Source organism: Stenotrophomonas maltophilia, from assembly GCF_013464915.1.
Lineage (GTDB): Bacteria > Pseudomonadota > Gammaproteobacteria > Xanthomonadales > Xanthomonadaceae > Stenotrophomonas > Stenotrophomonas maltophilia_AT.
In genome coordinates this window covers 25948-43463 of record NZ_RAVT01000054.1, presented here as the reverse complement: position 1 = coordinate 43463, position 17516 = coordinate 25948, and the positions used below count along the sequence as shown (strand labels likewise).

Below are 17516 nucleotides of genomic sequence, written 5' to 3'. Positions count from 1 at the left end.
CSCSCCCCSGCCGCCCCCCCCCCCCCCCCCCCGCCCCCGCCCCCCCCCCCCCCCGCSCCCGCCACTACCGGAACACCACCGTGCGATGCCCGTTGAGCAGGATGCGATGCTCCACGTGGCGGCGCACGGCGCGGGCAAGTACCAGTGATTCGGTATCGCTGCCCAGCCGCACCAGCTCGCGCGGCGCCATCGCGTGGTCCACGCGGGCCACGTCCTGTTCGATGATCGGGCCTTCGTCCAGATCCTCGGTGACGTAGTGCGCGGTGGCGCCGATGATCTTGACCCCGCGCGCGTGCGCCTGGTGGTACGGCTGCGCGCCCTTGAAGCTGGGCAGGAAGCTGTGATGGATGTTGATCGCGCGACCCGCCAGCGCACGGCACAGCGTGGGCGACAGGATCTGCATGTAGCGCGCCAGCACCACCAGGTCGATGCGTTCGCGCTCGACCAGGTCGATGATCTGCTGTTCCTGCACCGCGCGCGTCTCCGCATTCACCGGCAGGTGATGGAACGGCACCTGGTAGGACGCGGCCAGCGGCGCGAAGTCGGCGTGGTTGGAGGCCACCGCGGCGATGTCCACCTTCAGCTGGCCACTGTGCGCGCGGAACAGCAGATCGTTGAGGCAGTGGCCCTGCTTGCTGACCAGCACCAGCAGGCGCGCGCGGCGTCGGCCATCGTGCAGCTGCCAGTCCATGCCGAAGCCTTCGGCGAGCGCAGCCATGCTCGTATGCACGGTCTCCAGCGGCAGGCTGGCGTCGCGGTCGAAGTGCACGCGCAGGAAGAAACGGCCGCTTTCCTCGTCGCCGAACTGCTGGGCGTCGAGGATGTTGCAGCCGTGGTCGAACAGCAGGCCGGACACGCGATAGACGATGCCGGTACGGTCGGGGCAGGACAGGGTAAGGATGGAATCGGGGCGCATTGCCCGAGTGTAGGGCAGCGCCCTGCCCGGCGGATCGATGGTCACCGATGCAACCGAACTTCTTGGTTCAGTCCAAAGCGATACTTGGGCGTCCCCATGGCAAGCTGGTCGGTCATGAACCTGTTGCAACTGATCCGCAGCTTCACCCGCACCGCAGAGACCGGCAGCATTGCCGCCGCGGCCCGCATCCTTGGCATCAGCGCCACCGCAGTCGGCCAGAACATCAACCGGCTGGAGGCGCATCTGGGCGTACGGTTGCTGAACCGGAGCACGCGCCAGCTGGCCCTCAGCGAGGCCGGTGCGCTGTACCTGGCCCAGGTGCGCCACATCGAAGCCGATCTGGCGCGCGCGCAGGCCATGGTCACCGCCGGCGACATCGAACCGGCCGGGCCGCTGCGCATCGCCAGCAGCAGCGCGTTCGGTCGCCACGTGCTGGCACCGTTGCTGCCGTCGCTGCAGCAGCGCTATCCACAACTGCAGCTGGAGCTGCGCCTGAGCGACCGCGCCGTGCAGCATGGGCCGGAAGCGGTGGATGCCAGCATCCGCATCGGTGCGCAGCTGGAAGATGGCGTGGTTGCACGGCAACTGGCCCGCGTACCGTTCGTGTTCTGTGCCTCGCCGGCCTATCTGGAAGCGCACGGCACCCCGCGGCAGCCCTCCGAGCTGAGCGGCCATCGCGGGCTGCTGCACCGCTTCCCCACCGATGGCCGGCCGCTGCGCTGGGGCCTGCTGAAGGATGGCCAGCGCGTGGACGCCGCACTGCCGCCGAGCATGGTCTGCGATGACATCGATGCGCTGGCGACGCTGGCCGCAGCCGGTGCCGGCATCACCCGGCTGGCCGCATTCGTGGCAGAGCCGTACCTGCGCGATGGCCGCCTGCAGGCAGTGTTCGGCGCCGACACTGCATGGCGCCCGGAGCCGATGGAGGTCTATTTCTGCGTCAGCGACCGCCGCGATTTCACTGCCAAGATCCGCGCGCTGTTCGAGCACCTGCAGGCCGGCATGGCGCTGGCCTGGCGGGTGTGAGCCTCAGCGCGCCTTGAACACGCCGCGCGCATCGCGCGGCTCGCAGCGCAGGTACTGCGGCGCCGGTTCCACGCTGTCGCGCAATGCGGCGGCAGCATGCCACGGCCAGCGCGGGTCGTAGAGGATGCCGCGCGCCAGGGCTACCGCATCGGCGTGGCGATGGCGCAGGATCGATTCGGCCTGCTCCGGCTCGGTGATCATGCCCACGGCGATGACCGGCATGCGCACCTTGGCCTTGATCGCCGCCGCGAACGGCACCTGATAGCCCGGGCCGACGGTGATCTTCTGGCGCTCGTCCAGGCCACCGCTGGAGACATGCAGGAAGTTGCAGCCGCGCGCGTCCATCACCTGCGCCAGCGCTTCGCTCTGCACCAGATCCCAGCCGCCATCGACCCAGTCGCTGGCGGAGATGCGCACGCCCACCGCGACCTTGTCGGACACTGCCGCACGCACCGCATCGAAAACCTCCACCAGCAGGCGCAGGCGGTTCGGCAAGGAGCCACCGTAGCCATCGGTGCGGCGGTTGCTCAGCGGCGAAAGGAACTGATGCAGCAGGTAGCCGTGCGCGGCATGCAGCTCGATCAGCTCGAAGCCCAGGCGCTCGGCACGCACCGCGCTGGCGGCGAAGGCGGCGACGACTTCGGCAATGCCGGCCTCATCCAGTTCCTGCGGCGCCGGATCGGCTGCGTGGAACGGCAGCGGTGACGGTGCCACGGTGGCCCAGCCACGCGCATCGTCGGCGGCCAGCTGGCCGCCACCGTCCCACGGGCGCTTCACCGAGGCCTTGCGGCCGGCATGGCCCAGCTGGATACCCAGCGGCATCGGCGACCAGCGGCGGACGCTGGCCAGTACCTGTGCCAGTGCCGCTTCGGTGCCGTCATCCCACAGGCCCAGGTCGGCCCAGCTGATGCGGCCACGCGGCTCGACCGCGGTGGCTTCCAGGATCAGCAGGCCGGCGCCGGACTGCGCCAGGTTGCCCAGGTGCATGGCATGCCAGTCGCTGGCACGGCCGTCTTCGGCGGAGTACTGGCACATCGGCGCGATGACGATGCGGTTGGACAGGGTCAGGGGGCCGAACGAGATCGGCGAAAACAGCTGGCTCAAGACGGTGATGAACGACGAAGGGGGTGCGTATTGCACCGCCGCACGGCCTGCGAATCAACCGCCTGGATGGATCGCTGTTTCGCGGGGGCGCGTCGCCGGTAGAGTCGACTGTCAGTCGACTGCTTTTCCAACGGCCGTCGAAAGGCCCGCGCTGCGCGCGATAGTCGACTGACAGTCGACTCTACCCGGCCGACGGTTCGACAACCGACGCCAGGGCCTCGGCGCAGTCCCGTTCATCCTTGAACTGCAGCAGGTCGTCGGCGCGGGTGCGGCCACGGTTCAGCGCCGCCACCGGCAATCCCGCCCTGGCCGCCGCCTGCACGAAGCGGAAGCCGGAATAGACCATCAGCGACGAGCCCACCACCAGCACGGCGTCAGCCTGTTGCAGGTGCTCATGCACCGCCGCCACGCGCTCCCGCGGCACGTTTTCGCCGAAGAACACCACATCCGGCTTCAGCAGGCCGCCACAGTACGGGCAACCGGGCACCACGAAGCTGGAGAAATCGGTCTCCAGATCGGCATCGCCATCGGGGGCGATGCCGGCCTCCAGCGCATCCCAGCCGGGATTGGCGTCCAGCAGGCGCTGCTGGAAGTCCTCGCGGCCGCTACGGCGCTCGCAGCCCATGCAGCGCACCAGGTCCAGGCGGCCATGCAGGTCGATCACGTTGCGGCTGCCGGCCCGCTGGTGCAGGCCGTCCACGTTCTGGGTCAGCAGCACCTGCAGCTTGCCGCTGTCTTCCAGTGCGGCCAGGGCCTGGTGGGTGCCGTTGGGCCGGGCCAGGCCGAAACGCGGCCAGCCCAGCAGGCTGCGCGCCCAGTAGCGCTGGCGGGTGGCGGCCTCGCCCATGAACGCCTGGTAGGTCACCGGCGGCGTGCGTTTCCACTGGCCGTCGGTATCGCGGTAATCGGGAATGCCCGAGGCGGTGCTGCAACCGGCACCGGTCAGCACGAACAAGCGCTGGGCACGGTCGATGAAGTCGGTCAGTGGCAGGGTCATGGCTGCCAAATGGGGGCGCGGCGGCGCCCCCGCAAGCGCCGGTTCAGTCGCCGGATCAGGCGGCCGGCAGCGGCGGCACCGCGATCGGATGGCCTTCCTCGTCCAGCGCGATCATCACGAAGTGGCCGCGGGTGCACAGCTTGCGCTCGCCGCTGTGCAGGTCTTCGGCGACCAGCTCCACCTCGACCTTCATCGAGCTGCGGCCGACTTCGACGATGCGACCGATGGTTTCCACCATCTGGCCGATGCGGATCGGCAGCTTGAAGTCGACCTGGTCACTGCGCGCGGTCACCACGGTGCGGCGCGAGTAGCGCGCGGCGGCCAGGAAGGCGGCCTTGTCCATCCACGCCAGCGCCTGTCCACCGAACAGGGTGCCGAGGTGGTTGGTGTGGTTCGGGAAGACGATTTCGGCCATGCGCACTTCGGTGGGCGGCACGGTCTCGGGGATCGGGGTCATGGGGATGCTTCGGTGTGGGGTCCGGTGATTTTATGCGACCGGCGTGACGGCCATCGGAACGCACGTGCAATGGCCACCTGGCAGCGGTGCCTGCACAGGCCGCGCCCGTGGCAGGCGCTACACTGCGCCACGCCCACCGCCAGGACCGCCCATGCCCGCCACTTCCGACCTGCTGGCCTTTGCACTGGTTTCGCTGGCCATGGTGATCACGCCCGGGCCGAACATGATCTACGTGATCTCGCGTTCGATCTGCCAGGGGCCGATGGCGGGACTGATCTCGCTGGGCGGGGTGGCGCTGGGCTTCGTGTTCTACATGCTGTGCGCGGCGCTGGGCATTACCGCTCTGCTGATGACGGTGCCGTTCGCCTACGACGCGCTGCGCATCGGCGGCGCGCTGTACCTGCTGTACCTCGCCTGGCAGGCGCTCAAGCCGGGTGGACGTTCGCCGTTCGCGGTGCGCGACCTGCCGCAGGACAGCCCGCGCAAGCTGTTCACGATGGGCTTCCTGACCAATCTGCTGAACCCGAAGGTGGCGGTGATGTACCTGTCGCTGCTGCCGCAGTTCCTGCACCCCGATGGCGAAGGCAGCGTGCTGATGCAGTCGATCGTGCTGGGCTCCACCCAGATCCTGGTCAGCGTCAGCGTGAACGGCATGATCGCGCTGACTGCAGGCAGCATCGCCGGCTTCCTGGCTGCGCGCCCGACCTGGCAGGCGGTGCAGCGCTGGCTGATGGGCACGGTGCTGGCCGGGTTGGCGGTACGCATGGCGGTGGAAGGCCGGCGCTAGCACTTTGTAGGGTCGAGCAGTCGAGCATGGCTCGACGCTACAGAAACAGAAAACCCCGGCGTTGGCCGGGGTTTTTCGTCGCGACAGGCCTGGCCGGTTCGATCAGAAGTTCATGTCGAAGGCGACTTCGCCCTGCACGCCGACCTGGTAGGCCGAGACGCGGCGTTCGAAGAAGTTGGTCAGTTCCTGCACGTCCTGCAGTTCCATGAACGGCAGCGGGTTGCGCACGTTGTACTTCTTTTCCATGCCCAGCTTGGCGAAGTGCTGGTCGGCGCAGTGCTGCAGGTACTGGCGCATGTCGCGGGTCGAGATGCCAGCCACGCCACCGGACAGCACGTCCTCGGCGAACTGCACTTCACACTCGATCGCTTCAGCCAGCATGTCATAGACCTGCTGCTTCATCTCGTCGTCGAACAGGTCCGGTTCTTCCTCACGCACCACGCGCACCGACTCGAACGCGAACTCCATGTGCGCGCTCTCGTCGCGGAACACCCAGTTGGTGCCCGAGGCCAGGCCCGGCAGCAGGCCGCGCGAACGGAAGTAGTACACGTAGGCGAAGGCAGCGAAGAAGAACAGGCCTTCGATGCACGCAGCGAAGCAGATCTGGTTGAGCAGGAACTGGCGACGCTCGGCACGGGTCTCGATGCGCTTCAGGTCCTGGATCGAGTCGATCCACTTGAAGCAGAAATCGGCCTTCTTCTTGATCGAGTCGATGTTCTCCACCGCGGCGAAGGCTTTGACGCGCTCTTCCGGATCCGGCAGGTAGTTGTCGAGCAGGGTCAGGTAGAACTGCACGTGCAGCGCTTCTTCATACAGCTGGCGCGACAGGTACATGCGCGCTTCGGGCGCGTTCAAGTGCTGGTACAGGTTCAGCACCAGGTTGTTGGAGACGATCGAGTCGCCGGTGGCGAAGAACGCGACCAGGCGGTGGATCAGGTGGCGCTCACCCGGCGACATCTTGCTGTGCAGGTCGGTGATGTCGATCTGGAAGTTGATCTCTTCCACCGTCCAGGTGTTCTTGATCGCATTCCGGTACATGTCATAGAACTGCGGGTAGCGCATCGGGCGCAGGGTCAGTTCAAAACCGGGATCGAGCAGCATCTGCTTGGGCTTGTCGGCCATGGGTGTTTCCTTGAATTCCTGGGTGAGCCGCCGGGCATTGCCCGGCGCTACCGTGGGTGTTTTTCCGCAGCCGAGCATGGCTCGGCTCTACAGGTGCGAGGTGCCGGCGAAGCCGGCACGGCGCGTCTTACTGGCAGGCCTCGCAGGCTTCCGGGTTTTCCAGCGAGCAGGCGATGGCTTCGTCCGGGCTGAACACCTTGGCCGGAGCTGCGCTGCTCACCGTGGTCTTGGCGATCTTGGTGGCCGGGCGCGAACGCAGGTAGTAGGTGGTCTTGATGCCCTGCTTCCAGGCGTACATGTACATGGAGGACATCGCGCCGATGTTCGGGCTTTCCATGAACAGGTTGAGCGAGGCCGACTGGTCGATGAAGGCACCACGCTCGGCGGCCATGTCGATCAGCGAACGCATCGGCAGTTCCCATGCGGTGCGGTAGACCTCGCGCAGCGTTTCCGGAATCTGTGCCACGCCGGCGATGGAACCTTCGGCCAGCTTGATGGCATCGCGCATGTCGGCGGTCCACAGGCCCAGCTTCTTCAGCTCGTTCACCAGGTAGCGGTTGACCTGCAGGAAGTCACCGGACAGGGTCTCGCGCTTGAACAGGTTGGACACCTGCGGCTCGACGCACTCGTAGCAGCCGGCGATCGAGGCGATGGTCGCGGTCGGGGCAATCGCGATCATCAGCGAGTTGCGCAGGCCGTGTTCCTTGATGCGGGCACGCAGGGCGTCCCAGCGTGCGGTGTCTTCGGGCACCACGTTCCAGGCGTCGAACTGCAGTTCGCCGCTGGCGGCACGGGTGTCGTTGAACGACGGGTGCTTGCCGCGTTCCTGGGCCAGTTCGGCCGAGGTTTCCAGCGCGTGGAAGTAGATCGTTTCGGCGATCTTCTTCGACAGGGCGCGGGCTTCGGCGCTGTCGAACGGCAGGCGCTTGCGGAAGAACACGTCCTGCAGGCCCATGCAGCCCAGGCCGACCGGACGCCAGCGCAGGTTGGCGCGGCGGGCGGTTTCGATCGGGTAGAAGTTCAGGTCGATGACGCGGTCGAGCTGGCGCACGGCCAGGCGCACGGTCTCGGCCAGCTTCTCGAAGTCGAACTCGTTGTGCTCGTCGAAGTGGTTGCCCAGGTTGATCGAACCCAGGTTGCACACCGCGGTTTCATCGTTGGAGGTGACTTCCAGGATTTCGGTGCACAGGTTGGACAGGTGGATCACGTTGCCCGGACGCAGGGTCTGGTTGCTGGCGCGGTTGCACTTGTCCTTGAAGGTCATCCAGCCGTTGCCGGTCTCGGCCAGCGTACGCATCATGCGGGCGTACAGCTTGCGGGCAGAGATGGTGCGGTTGGCCTTGCCCTGGGCTTCGGCCTGCAGGTAGGCGGCCTCGAAGGCTTCGCCGAACAGGTCGGTGAACTCCGGCACGACGCGCGGATCGAACAGCGACCATTCCTGGTCGGCTTCGACGCGCTTCATGAACAGGTCCGGCACCCAGTTGGCCAGGTTCAGGTTGTGCGCACGGCGGGCTTCGTCACCGGTGTTGTCACGCAGCTCGAGGAAGTCCTCGATGTCGGCGTGCCAGGTTTCCAGGTACACGCAGGCCGCGCCCTTGCGCTTGCCGCCCTGGTTCACCGCGGCCACCGACGAATCCATGGTCTTCAGCCACGGCACGATGCCGTTGGAGTGGCCGTTGGTCGACTTGATGAGCGAACCACGCGAACGCACGCGGGTGTAGCTGACGCCGATGCCGCCGGAGAACTTGGACAGCTGGGCGATGTCGCCGTACTTGGAATAGATCGACTCCAGCGAGTCCTGCGGCGAATCCAGCAGGAAGCACGAGGACAGCTGCTCGTGGGTGGTGCCGGAATTGAACAGGGTCGGGCTGGACGGCAGGTAGTCCAGGTTGCCCATGCGCTTGTACAGCGCCAGGGTTTCGGACACGTCCTCGCTCAGCGCGCTGGCGATACGCAGGAAGAACTGCTGCGGGGTCTCGATCACCTTGCGGGTGTGCGGGTGGCGCAGCAGGTAACGGTCGTACAGGGTACGCAGGCCGAAGTAATCGAAGTTCAGGTCCAGCGAGATGTCGATGGCATCGTTGAGCTTGCGCGCGTTGGTCTGCACGAAGTTCAGCAGGCGGTCGTTGATCAGGCCGACTTCATGGCCACGGCTGACCGACTGCGAGAAAGCGTAGATTTCCTGGCCCGAGACTTCCTTGGCGATGTAGTTGGCCAGCAGGCGCGCAGCAAGGCGGCCGTACTCGGGCTCTTCACCGATCAGCAGGGCGGCGGTGCGGATGGACAGTTCGTCCAGCTCGCGGGTGGTGGCGCCGTTGTACAGGCCGGAAATGGTGCGGGTGGCCACGCGCATCGGATCGACGGCGTGCAGGCCTTCGGAGGAACGCTGCACCGCGCGCACGATCTTGTTCAGGTCCACCAGTTCGGTCGTGCCATTGCGCTTGGTCACACTCATCGCGTTGGCCGTCGGCGGCGACGTCAACAGGAATTCGCTTTCCTTCTCGATGGTGGCGCTGGATTCGGTGGTCACGGCGTGTGTCCTCTTGGCGTGATTGGTGGGTGCTCGATGCATCGGGTGACGCAGCCCGGGACATGACAGCCCAGGATGGCAGGACGGCGTCGCAGGGGATGAGACCCTGCGCCTGCCACTGCCGTTGACGATCGCTGATGGGTACCCCGGGCACCCCCTGGAATTGGGGTTGCTGCGACCGACGGCCACAAGATAGTGGGGGTAATGGGGTCCGTCAACGCCAAATGTAGTGAAATTCGGCAATCCCTTGCGCCGCAAGGATCGTGCCATCGGCGCCTGGATCAGACGCTTCAGACCTGCCGGAACGGGCTGCGCAGTCAAGCCCGAAAGGCGTCATTGCGGTGGCACAACGCACCGCGGAAACGGAACAATGACAGCTTCACATGACAGTGATGAAGCTGGCTAGGGACAACCCTGTGGATAGGTGGTGGGCAGCCGGTGGGAATCCGGTGGACGGGTGACTTCCGGCCGGTGACGCCCGCGCGCTGGCAGCGGATGCTGGCCGCTCGCTCCCGGAAAAGGATGCTCCGATGCACCTGCGGTTGCCCGCGCTGGCCCTGCTGCCTGCCCTGTTCATTGCCCCGGCGCTGGCCGCCGAAGGGCCGGACCTGCGTTCGGACCAGTGCGGCATCCATACCGACTACGACGTGCTGGTGGACAGCGGCGGCATCTGGCTGCGGCATGGCCCGCAGGCGCCGCATGAGGTGGTGTTCCACGACGGCGTGCTGAGCCTGGACGACACGGTCGTGCCGGTCAGCGAGGCCGACGCGGCCCGCCTGCGGCAGATGGAGGCCGGGGCACGGCAGCTGATGCCGGCCGCCACGGCGCTGGCCCATGAAGTGAGCGGACTGAGCTTCGACGTGCTCGACGGGGTCTATGAAAGCCTCACCGGTACCGCCAACAGCCGCAAGGTCCGGCGCCTGCGCCGGCAGGCCGATGACTGGATCGGCGGCACGCTGGGCAAGGGCTACTGGGAACAGGCCGTGTTCGGGCCAGGCTTCGAGGCCAAGGTGCAGGACATGGCCGAGTCGCTGTCCGCCTCCATCGCCCGCAGCATGCTGTGGCAGATCTTCACCGGTCGCGGCGATGCGATGGAGGCACGCGCCGACCGTCTTGACGCGCGGATGGAACAGCAGCTGGAAGGCCGCGCCGAACGCATCGAGGCCCAAGCACAGTCGCTTTGCCCGCTGGTGCAGTCGCTGGCCGACACTCATGACGCGCTGGAAGTGCGCTACCAGGGCCAGCCACTGCGGCTGCTGGAGCGCGGCGAGAGCGTACGGGTGGAGCACGGCGATGGCTCGGGCCTGCATGTGTCGGCCGGGCCGGATGAGCGGCCGCGTGGGAATGCGGTGGCGCCGACCCGGTAACCGCGCGGCGGATGCCGGCCAGCGGCCGGCACTACCGGAACCCTGGCCGGCAACGCATTTACCTGGGTGGCGCCCTCACGCCCGGTGCGGGGTACCCAGGTATTCGGCGCTCTGCATTTCGATCAGGCGCGAGGCGGTGCGCTCGAACGCGCCCTGCAGGCGCTGGCCGGTGTACAGCTCGATCGGCGAGGTGCTGGCGGTGCACACCAGGTTGACGTGGCGGTCGTACAGTTCGTCGATCAGGTTGACGAAGCGGCGCGCGGCATCTTCGTTCAAACGGTCGAACGCAGGAATACCGCCCAGCAGCACGGTGTTGAACTCGTGCGCGATCTCGATGTAATCCGATGGGCCACGCGGGCCTTCGCACAACGCGGCGAAATCGAACCAGGCAATACTCTTGCCACGGCCGCGCACCGGGATCTTGCGGCCTTCGATCTCGATGTTGCCGGGCTTGGCCGGCTGGCCGCCGCTCAGTTCGTTCCAGCGCGTGGCCAGCCACTCATCGCTGTCGGCCGCCAGCGGTGCGCGGTACACCGGCGAGCGGGTCAGCGCGCGCATGCGGTAGTCCTCGGTGCCCTCGGCGTACAGCTCGACGCAGAAGCGCTGCAGCAGGCCGATGGCCGGCAGGAAGCTCTCGCGCTGCAGGCCGTTGAGGTACAGGTTCTCCACCGCGGTGTTGGAGGTGGTCACCAGGGTCACGCCTTCGGCGAACAGACGTTCGAGCAGGCGTGCCAGCAGCATCGCATCGCCGATGTCGGTGACGAAGAACTCGTCCAGCACCAGCACGCGCAGGTTGCTGCGCCACTCCTGGGCGATCTTCGCCAGCGGGTCGCTCTGCCCCTGGTGCTCGCGCAGGCGCTCGTGGACGCTGCGCATGAAGCGGTGGAAATGCGTGCGGTACTTCTGCTTGATCGGCAGGCCGTCGTAGAACAGGTCGACCAGGAAGGTCTTGCCACGGCCGACGCCGCCCCAGAAGTACAGGCCCTTCACCGGCTCAGGCTTCTTCCAGAACGAGGACAGGCGGTCCAGCCAGCCGTCCTCGGCACTGTCCAGCAGGCCCAGGTGGATGCGGTCCAGTTCGGCCAGTGCCGCATGCTGGGCCGGGTCGTTCTGCCAGTCGCCGCGGGCAACCCCTTCCGCGTACCGCTGCGAGGGGGTCAGCTCGGTTGCACTCATGCCGCCGCGCCCAGCCAGTGCTTGACGCCGTGGGTCAGCGCGCCACGCAGGTCGATCAGCTTGCGGTGGAAGAAGTGGCTGGTCTCGGGCATGCGCACCAGCTCATGCGGGAAGTCCAGCGTGTCCAGCCACTGGTAGACGGCCTGCGGGTCGACGATTTCGTCCTGCTCGCCCTGGATCACCAGCCAGCGTGCCGGCGGTGCGATGCCATCGAAATCCCAGCGACCGGCCGGCGGCGCGATCGAGATCAGCGCTTCGGGCTGCAGCGCGACAGCGGCCTTCAACGAAACGAACGAACCGAAACTGAAACCGGCCAGCCACAGGCGGTCGTCGGGCCGCTGGCTGCGCACCCAGGCGGCGACGGCCTTCAGGTCGTCCTGCTCGCCCACGCCGTGGTCGAACTCACCGGCCGAACCACCCACGCTGCGGAAATTGAAGCGCACCGTGGCGATGCCCAGCTCGCGCAGGGTAGTGGCGGTCATGGTGACCACCTTGTTGTGCAGGGTGCCGCCTTCGGTGGACAGCGGGTGGCAGATGATGGCCACGATCGGCTGCACCGGCACATCGGCCTTGGGCAGGTCGACGACCACTTCCAGCGGGCCGGCCGGGCCGTCCAGTTCGAGGCAGGCGGTTTCGCCGGGGGCGACGGGGAACGAGGGCTTGTGCATGGCACCATGATACCGTCCCCCGCCCCTGCCCTGTGCCCGCCCCATGCTCTACCTGTCTTTGGCCGTGATCTGCAGCGTGCTGGTTTCGGTGTTGTTGAAGCTGGCCAACCGCCGTCAGCTGGATGTCGCGCAGATGGTCACCTGGAACTACCTGGTGGCCGCGACAATGACGGCGGTGGTGCTGCAGCCGCCGCTGGATGCACTGCGCGCGCCACATGCGCCGTGGCTGTCATTGCTGGCGCTGGCGGTGGTGCTGCCCTCGATCTTCCTGGTACTGGGCCGCGCGGTGGCGGTGGCCGGCATCGTCCGCAGCGATGTGGCGCAGCGCCTGTCGCTGCTGTTGTCGCTGGCGGCGGCGTTCCTGTTCTTCGGGCAGACCGCCACATCGTGGAAGCTGCTCGGGCTGGGCCTGGGCCTGCTGGCGATGGTGGCGATCAGCCTGCGCCCGCGCGGCCCGGCGGTGGCGTCCTCGCCCGGCGGCTGGGGCTGGTTGCTGGGCGTGTGGGCAGGGTTTGCCGTGGTCGACGTGCTGCTCAAGCAGGTGGCGCTGTCGGGCACGCCGTCGATGGCAGCCGTGCTGGCCAGCTTCAGCGTGGCCTTCGTGCTGATGCTGGCGCTGCAGCTGTGGCGGCATGCCAGCGGCCGCAGCCGGCTGGCCTGGCGCAACCTCGGCGCGGGTGCGCTGCTGGGCCTGCTCAATGGCGGCAACATCCTCTTCTATGTGCATGCGCATCAGTCGATGCCGGAGAGCCCGGCCACCGTGTTCGCCGGCATGAACATCGGCGTGGTGGTGCTGGGCGCGCTGGTGGGCGTGTTCGCCTTTGGCGAGGCCACCACCCGGTGGAACCGCGCCGGGCTGGCGCTGGCGGTGCTGGCGATCGGGTTGATCGCCTGGGGGTGAGGGGTGCTGCAGGGTCAGAGCCCATTCCGTTGGAATGGGATCCGACCCCGGCCTTGCGCGTTATTTATCGAAACCCAGCAGCAGCGGGTCGTGGTCGGAGCTGCGCCACGGGCCCTGCACATTGCGGCCCTGGTAGCCGCTGGCGTCCTGCTCGTCGGCGTTGCTGTGCCACTCGGCGGCACCGCGCAGGCGCTTGGCCATGCCCGGACTCAGCAGCGCGTGGTCAAGACGGCCGGTGTAGCCGTTGTAGACGTAGCTGTAGGGATGCTCGACCTTGGCCACCTTGAACGCATCCTGCCAGCCCAGGTCATGCAGGGTGCGGATCGGGTCTTCCATCGCGTAGGCGTTGAAATCACCCAGCAGCACGGCGTCCCTGGCTCCGGTACCGGTCGGGTCGGTCTGCAACCAGGCATGCAGCTGCTGCGCCGAGGTCACCCGGGTGGCGTTCCAGCAGCCCTGGTTGTCGTTGCGGTCGGCATCGGCACCGGCGGCGTCGCGGCAGCCCTTCGACTTGAAGTGATTGGCCACCACCACGAACGGCGCGCCCTGCTTGCCCTGGAAGGCCTGCGCCAGCGGCACGCGGCTGTGCTCGACGAACGGGCCGCCGGTCAGCGTGGCCGGCTTGCCGACCGGCTGCAGGCGCGCGCTGCGGTAGATGATGCCGACCCGGATCGGGTTGTCGCCGGGGCCGTTGCCGGCATCGACAAAGCGCCAGTCGCCCTGCGCACCGCGGTCCCGGTTGAGGGCATCGACCAGTTCGGCGATGGCCGACTGCGGGCCGTAGCCATCGTTTTCCAGCTCCATCAGCGCGGCGACGTCGGCGCCCAGCGCATTGACCGTGGTGACCAGCTTGGCCACCTGCGCCTTGTGTTCGTCCGGCGTGCGCGCGCCGCGCAGGGTCGGGAAGCCACCGCCCTGGCCGTCGCCATTGAAGAAGTTCTCCAGGTTGAAGGCCGCCACGTGCAGGCTGCCCGGTACCGTCGGTACCGCCGGACGCTTCAGTTCCGGCAGCTTCAGCACACCTTCGACCTGCAGGCGCGGGCGCCCCTGCGCGTCTACGTGCACGACACCTTCCACGTTGCGCAGCTGCATGCCGGTGCGCAGCACCGGGTTGGCCGGCAGGTAGGCCACGCTGGCCGGGTCACGCGCATCGCTGCCATCGTCCAGCAGCAGGCGGCGACGCTGGTTGTCGGCCATCACCTGTTCGTAGCCGGCAGTACCTGGCGCGGCCACTTCGGTGGGCTGCCAGAGGCGGCCATCGAAGGCCACGGTGAGCTGGCCGAAGCGCTCCAGGCCATCGGTGCCGGCCAGGGTGAGCGGTGCGGCAATGCGAACGCGCTGGCCATCCAGCGTGCGCCAGTCGGCCGGCGCAGCGGCCAGCACCACGGAGGCACTGCTGCGCGCGGCAGCGGGCGTCGTAGCCGGTGTGGCCTGCGGCTGGGCCTGGGCAAAGGCGCTGGCCGGCAGCAGCAGGGACAGGGCAAGAGCAAGGGAACGGCGACGCATCGACGGGCGATTCCAGGGAAAAGAGCGCACAGACTAACCCTGAAATGCGAAACCCCGCCTGTGGGCGGGGGCACTATGGGCGATCAGGCCTCGGTGGGCAAAGCGCGGGGCAGCGGCAGGGGCGACTTGAGGGGGTAGAGTCGACTGTTAGTCGACTGCTCCTCCCGACATCACCGAAAAGCCCGCGCTGCGCGCGATAGTCGACCAACAGTCGACTCTACCCCCGTTCCGCGGTTCCGCCATCCCGTTCGGCCGTTCCATGTTTCGACGGTTCCGCCGTTTCGCGGTTCGACGGTTCGGCGTCTATTTCAGGTTGCCCAGCATCCAGTCCACGGTGGCGTGGATCTGCTCCTCGGTCAGGGCCGGGTTGCCGCCCTTGGGTGGCATGATGCCGCCGTCCGGGCCGGTGTAGCCCTCGATGGCGTGCTTGTAGAGCGTGTCCTTGCCCTGCGCGATGCGCTTGTCCCAGTGCGAGTGGTCCAGCGTTGGCGCCATGCCCACACCCGTGGTGTGGCAGGCGGTGCACAGGTTGTCGAAGATGACCTTGCCATCCTTGGTGCCGCCGTAGGCCACCTGCGAGGCCGCCTTGGCCAGCGCGGCGGCCTTGGCCGCAGCCTGCGCGGCGGCGCCAGTGCTGCCGGCGTACACCGCGCCGGTGGGCGAAATGCGCTGTTCAGTGCGTTTGGCCGCCGTCGGCGACACCTCGGGCGGAATCCGGGTATGGATGTAAGCGGCAAGGAGGATGAGGCCGAGGGTGATGGTCGCCAGCAGCGCGATCACCATGGAGAAGCGTTTCAGGAACTCCAGATCGTAATTCCGCACTCTTCGTTACCCCTGGCTGATAGTCGTTGGACCACGGCTGAGCGACTGCGTGATGGGCCGAGTATAGAACGCGCTTTGCGTGCGACAACAGGCGTCGATGCTGGTGCGGCGCAGCATGCCGGGGGCCGGGGTCAGATCCCTTTTGCCATGCAAAAGGGATCTGACCCCGGCAACAGAAGCCGGCCAGCGGCCGGCTCTACCGGGTGACGGGCGCACCGATCGCGCGCAGGCAGAAGCTGCAGATCGCGTCGACCAGCGCGCCTTCGTCGCGGTGCGCTTCGCGGCTGGGTGCGGTCGGGCCGACCATCGCTTCGGTGAAGGCGCCGACCAGGCACGCGGCCGTGGCGTGCGCGTCCTGTGCCGGCAGCTCACCGGCGGCCACGCCCTCTTCCACCAGGCGCAGGAAGACATCACCAAAGGCACGACGGCCGCGCATGCGCTCGGCTTCCACGTCCGGGTCGACCGGCTCGACGATGAAGGCATGGGCCAGCCCCGGCCCGGCCAGGGCGCGGCGGACGAACGCGGTGATCGCCAGCCGCAGCCGCTCGCTGGCCGCCTCCGGACCACGGGCGATGCGCTCCATGATCGCCACTTCGTGGGCCACGGCGGCGTTGAGCACCTCCACGAACAATTCGGCCTTGGACGGGAAGTGGCGGTAGATCAGGCCGGTGGACACCCCCGCCTGGGTTGCCACGGCGGTCACCGGGGCGTTGCGCCAGCCGCCGGTGGCGACCAGCTCACGGGTGGCCAGCAGGATCCTTTCACGGGCCCCGGCCAGGCGTTCTTCCATCAATGCAGAGCGTTTATAGGCCATGTTCTGATTCTAGTTTCAATTTTTGAATTCGTATTCACTTCTTACCCGAACCCCGCTACGCTGGGCCATCGCCCGTGCAGGTGGCGGTCCTGCAGACCGCCGCCCGCTCCCCCGCCGGGTGCGTCCATTTCCCGCCATCCCGCCGTGGAGCCACCACAATGCACGTGCCATCCCTGAACTTCGACCTTGGCGAAGACATCGACCTGCTGCGCCAGAGCGTGGCCCATTTTGCCGCCGCCGAGGTCGCACCGCTGGCCGCCGAGGCCGATGCCACCAACCAGTTCCCGCTGGCCCTGTGGCCCAAGCTGGGCGAACAGGGCCTGCTCGGCCTCACCGTGGAAGAAGCATACGGTGGTACCGGCATGGGCTACCTGGCCCACGTGGTGGCGATGGAAGAAATCTCGCGTGCCTCCGGTGGCATCGGCCTGTCCTATGGCGCGCACTCCAACCTGTGCGTGAACCAGCTGCGCAAGAACGGCAACGAGGAACAGAAGCAGCGCTTCCTGCCCGACCTGTGCAGCGGCGCCAAGGTCGGCGCGCTGGCGATGAGCGAACCCGGCGCCGGTTCGGACGTGGTGTCGATGAAGCTGCGCGCGGACAAGCGCGGCGACCGCTACGTGCTCAACGGCAACAAGATGTGGATCACCAACGGCCCGGATGCCGACGTGCTGGTGGTCTATGCCAAGACCGACATGGAAGCGGGTGCCAAGGGCATCACCGCGTTCCTGGTCGAGAAGGGCATGAAGGGCTTCTCCACCGCGCAGAAGCTGGACAAGCTCGGCATGCGCTCCTCGCCCACCTGCGAGCTGGTGTTCCAGGACTGCGAAGTACCGGAAGAAAACGTGCTGGGCCAGGTCGGTGGCGGCGTGCGCGTGCTGATGTCCGGCCTGGACTACGAGCGCGTGGTGCTGTCCGGCGGCCCGCTGGGCCTGATGGCCGCCGCCATGGACGTGGTGATGCCGTACGTGCACGAGCGCCACCAGTTCGGCGAGGCGATCGGCAGCTTCCAGCTGATCCAGGCCAAGATCGCCGACATGTACGTGGGCCTCGGCGCCTGCCGCGCCTATGTGTATGCCGTGGCGCGCGCCTGCGACCAGGGCCGCACCACCCGCCAGGACGCCGCCGGTGCCATCCTGTACGCCGCCGAGAAGGCCACCTGGCTGACCGGCCAGGCGATCCAGATCCTGGGCGGCAACGGCTACATCAACGAATACCCGACCGGCCGTTTGTGGCGCGACGCCAAGCTGTATGAAATCGGCGCCGGTACCTCGGAGATCCGCCGCATGCTGATCGGCCGCGAACTGTTCCAGCGCACCCTGTAAG

The 17516-nt window shown here is 67.4% G+C and carries 16 protein-coding genes; 5 read left to right on the top strand and 11 right to left on the bottom strand.

Going from position 1 to position 17516, the window contains the following annotated elements; all coding sequences use genetic code 11:
• Positions 1 to 64 precede the first annotated feature (64 nt).
• On the bottom strand, positions 65 to 916 hold the full coding sequence (gene purU, locus D7T59_RS17990; protein WP_111112505.1) for a formyltetrahydrofolate deformylase: 852 nt from the start codon (positions 914 to 916) through the stop codon (positions 65 to 67).
• A gap of 114 nt (positions 917 to 1030) precedes the next feature.
• Between purU and D7T59_RS17985 the strand changes: the two genes are divergently transcribed.
• Positions 1031 to 1942, top strand: coding sequence for a LysR family transcriptional regulator (locus D7T59_RS17985; RefSeq protein WP_180853062.1), 912 nt, complete (start codon positions 1031 to 1033; stop codon positions 1940 to 1942).
• Positions 1943 to 1945: 3 nt separating this feature from the next.
• On the opposite strand, the gene D7T59_RS17980 is transcribed toward D7T59_RS17985, so the two are convergent.
• The 3 genes from D7T59_RS17980 to D7T59_RS17970 form a co-directional block, all read right to left on the bottom strand.
• Complete coding sequence (locus D7T59_RS17980; RefSeq protein WP_180853063.1) at positions 1946 to 3046, bottom strand: NADH:flavin oxidoreductase/NADH oxidase; 1101 nt, start codon at positions 3044 to 3046, stop codon at positions 1946 to 1948.
• 181 nt (positions 3047 to 3227) lie between these two features.
• Positions 3228 to 4043, bottom strand: coding sequence for an NAD-dependent protein deacetylase (locus D7T59_RS17975; protein WP_180853064.1), 816 nt, complete (start codon positions 4041 to 4043; stop codon positions 3228 to 3230).
• A gap of 55 nt (positions 4044 to 4098) precedes the next feature.
• Complete coding sequence (locus D7T59_RS17970; protein WP_004153688.1) at positions 4099 to 4500, bottom strand: acyl-CoA thioesterase; 402 nt, start codon at positions 4498 to 4500, stop codon at positions 4099 to 4101.
• A gap of 151 nt (positions 4501 to 4651) precedes the next feature.
• Between D7T59_RS17970 and D7T59_RS17965 the strand changes: the two genes are divergently transcribed.
• Positions 4652 to 5287, top strand: a complete 636-nt coding sequence (locus tag D7T59_RS17965) for a LysE family translocator (RefSeq protein WP_049429770.1) — start codon at positions 4652 to 4654, stop codon at positions 5285 to 5287.
• A 102-nt stretch (positions 5288 to 5389) separates the two neighbouring features.
• Here D7T59_RS17965 and D7T59_RS17960 read toward each other — a convergent pair whose 3' ends face one another.
• On the bottom strand, positions 5390 to 6409 hold the full coding sequence (locus tag D7T59_RS17960; protein ID WP_008264781.1) for a ribonucleotide-diphosphate reductase subunit beta: 1020 nt from the start codon (positions 6407 to 6409) through the stop codon (positions 5390 to 5392).
• 127 nt (positions 6410 to 6536) lie between these two features.
• Complete coding sequence (locus D7T59_RS17955; protein WP_164136220.1) at positions 6537 to 8939, bottom strand: ribonucleoside-diphosphate reductase subunit alpha; 2403 nt, start codon at positions 8937 to 8939, stop codon at positions 6537 to 6539.
• Between the two features lie 530 nt (positions 8940 to 9469).
• Here D7T59_RS17955 and D7T59_RS17950 point away from each other — a divergent pair.
• A complete protein-coding gene (locus D7T59_RS17950) occupies positions 9470 to 10306 on the top strand; it encodes a DUF2884 family protein (RefSeq protein ID WP_180853065.1) in 837 nt (278 codons plus the stop codon).
• A gap of 75 nt (positions 10307 to 10381) precedes the next feature.
• Here the strand turns inward: D7T59_RS17950 and zapE are convergent, their stop codons facing one another.
• Together zapE and D7T59_RS17940 are read right to left on the bottom strand one after the other, a co-directional pair.
• The gene (gene zapE, locus D7T59_RS17945) at positions 10382 to 11482 is read right to left on the bottom strand and encodes a cell division protein ZapE (RefSeq protein ID WP_059034176.1); all 1101 of its coding nucleotides are present in this window, start codon (positions 11480 to 11482) and stop codon (positions 10382 to 10384) included.
• Positions 11479 to 12150 (bottom strand): alpha/beta hydrolase, encoded by a 672-nt coding sequence (locus D7T59_RS17940; protein WP_180853066.1) that lies wholly within the window; start codon positions 12148 to 12150, stop codon positions 11479 to 11481. Before D7T59_RS17940 ends, zapE begins: the two co-directional genes overlap by 4 nt.
• A 43-nt stretch (positions 12151 to 12193) precedes the next feature.
• Between D7T59_RS17940 and D7T59_RS17935 the strand changes: the two genes are divergently transcribed.
• Positions 12194 to 13051: an EamA family transporter gene (locus tag D7T59_RS17935; RefSeq protein ID WP_180853067.1), complete on the top strand. Its 858-nt coding sequence runs from the start codon at positions 12194 to 12196 to the stop codon at positions 13049 to 13051.
• 60 nt (positions 13052 to 13111) lie between these two features.
• Here the strand turns inward: D7T59_RS17935 and D7T59_RS17930 are convergent, their stop codons facing one another.
• The 3 genes from D7T59_RS17930 to D7T59_RS17920 all read right to left on the bottom strand — a co-directional run bounded on the left by D7T59_RS17930 (position 13112) and on the right by D7T59_RS17920 (position 16193).
• Positions 13112 to 14557: an ExeM/NucH family extracellular endonuclease gene (locus D7T59_RS17930; RefSeq protein ID WP_180853068.1), complete on the bottom strand. Its 1446-nt coding sequence runs from the start codon at positions 14555 to 14557 to the stop codon at positions 13112 to 13114.
• 303 nt (positions 14558 to 14860) lie between these two features.
• Positions 14861 to 15379 (bottom strand): c-type cytochrome, encoded by a 519-nt coding sequence (locus tag D7T59_RS17925; RefSeq protein WP_005407662.1) that lies wholly within the window; start codon positions 15377 to 15379, stop codon positions 14861 to 14863.
• Positions 15380 to 15575: 196 nt separating this feature from the next.
• On the bottom strand, positions 15576 to 16193 hold the full coding sequence (locus D7T59_RS17920) for a TetR/AcrR family transcriptional regulator (RefSeq protein ID WP_180853069.1): 618 nt from the start codon (positions 16191 to 16193) through the stop codon (positions 15576 to 15578).
• Between the two features lie 158 nt (positions 16194 to 16351).
• On the opposite strand from D7T59_RS17920, the gene D7T59_RS17915 reads away from it, so the two are divergent.
• On the top strand, positions 16352 to 17515 hold the full coding sequence (locus D7T59_RS17915) for an isovaleryl-CoA dehydrogenase (protein ID WP_008268237.1): 1164 nt from the start codon (positions 16352 to 16354) through the stop codon (positions 17513 to 17515).
• Position 17516 lies beyond the last annotated feature (1 nt).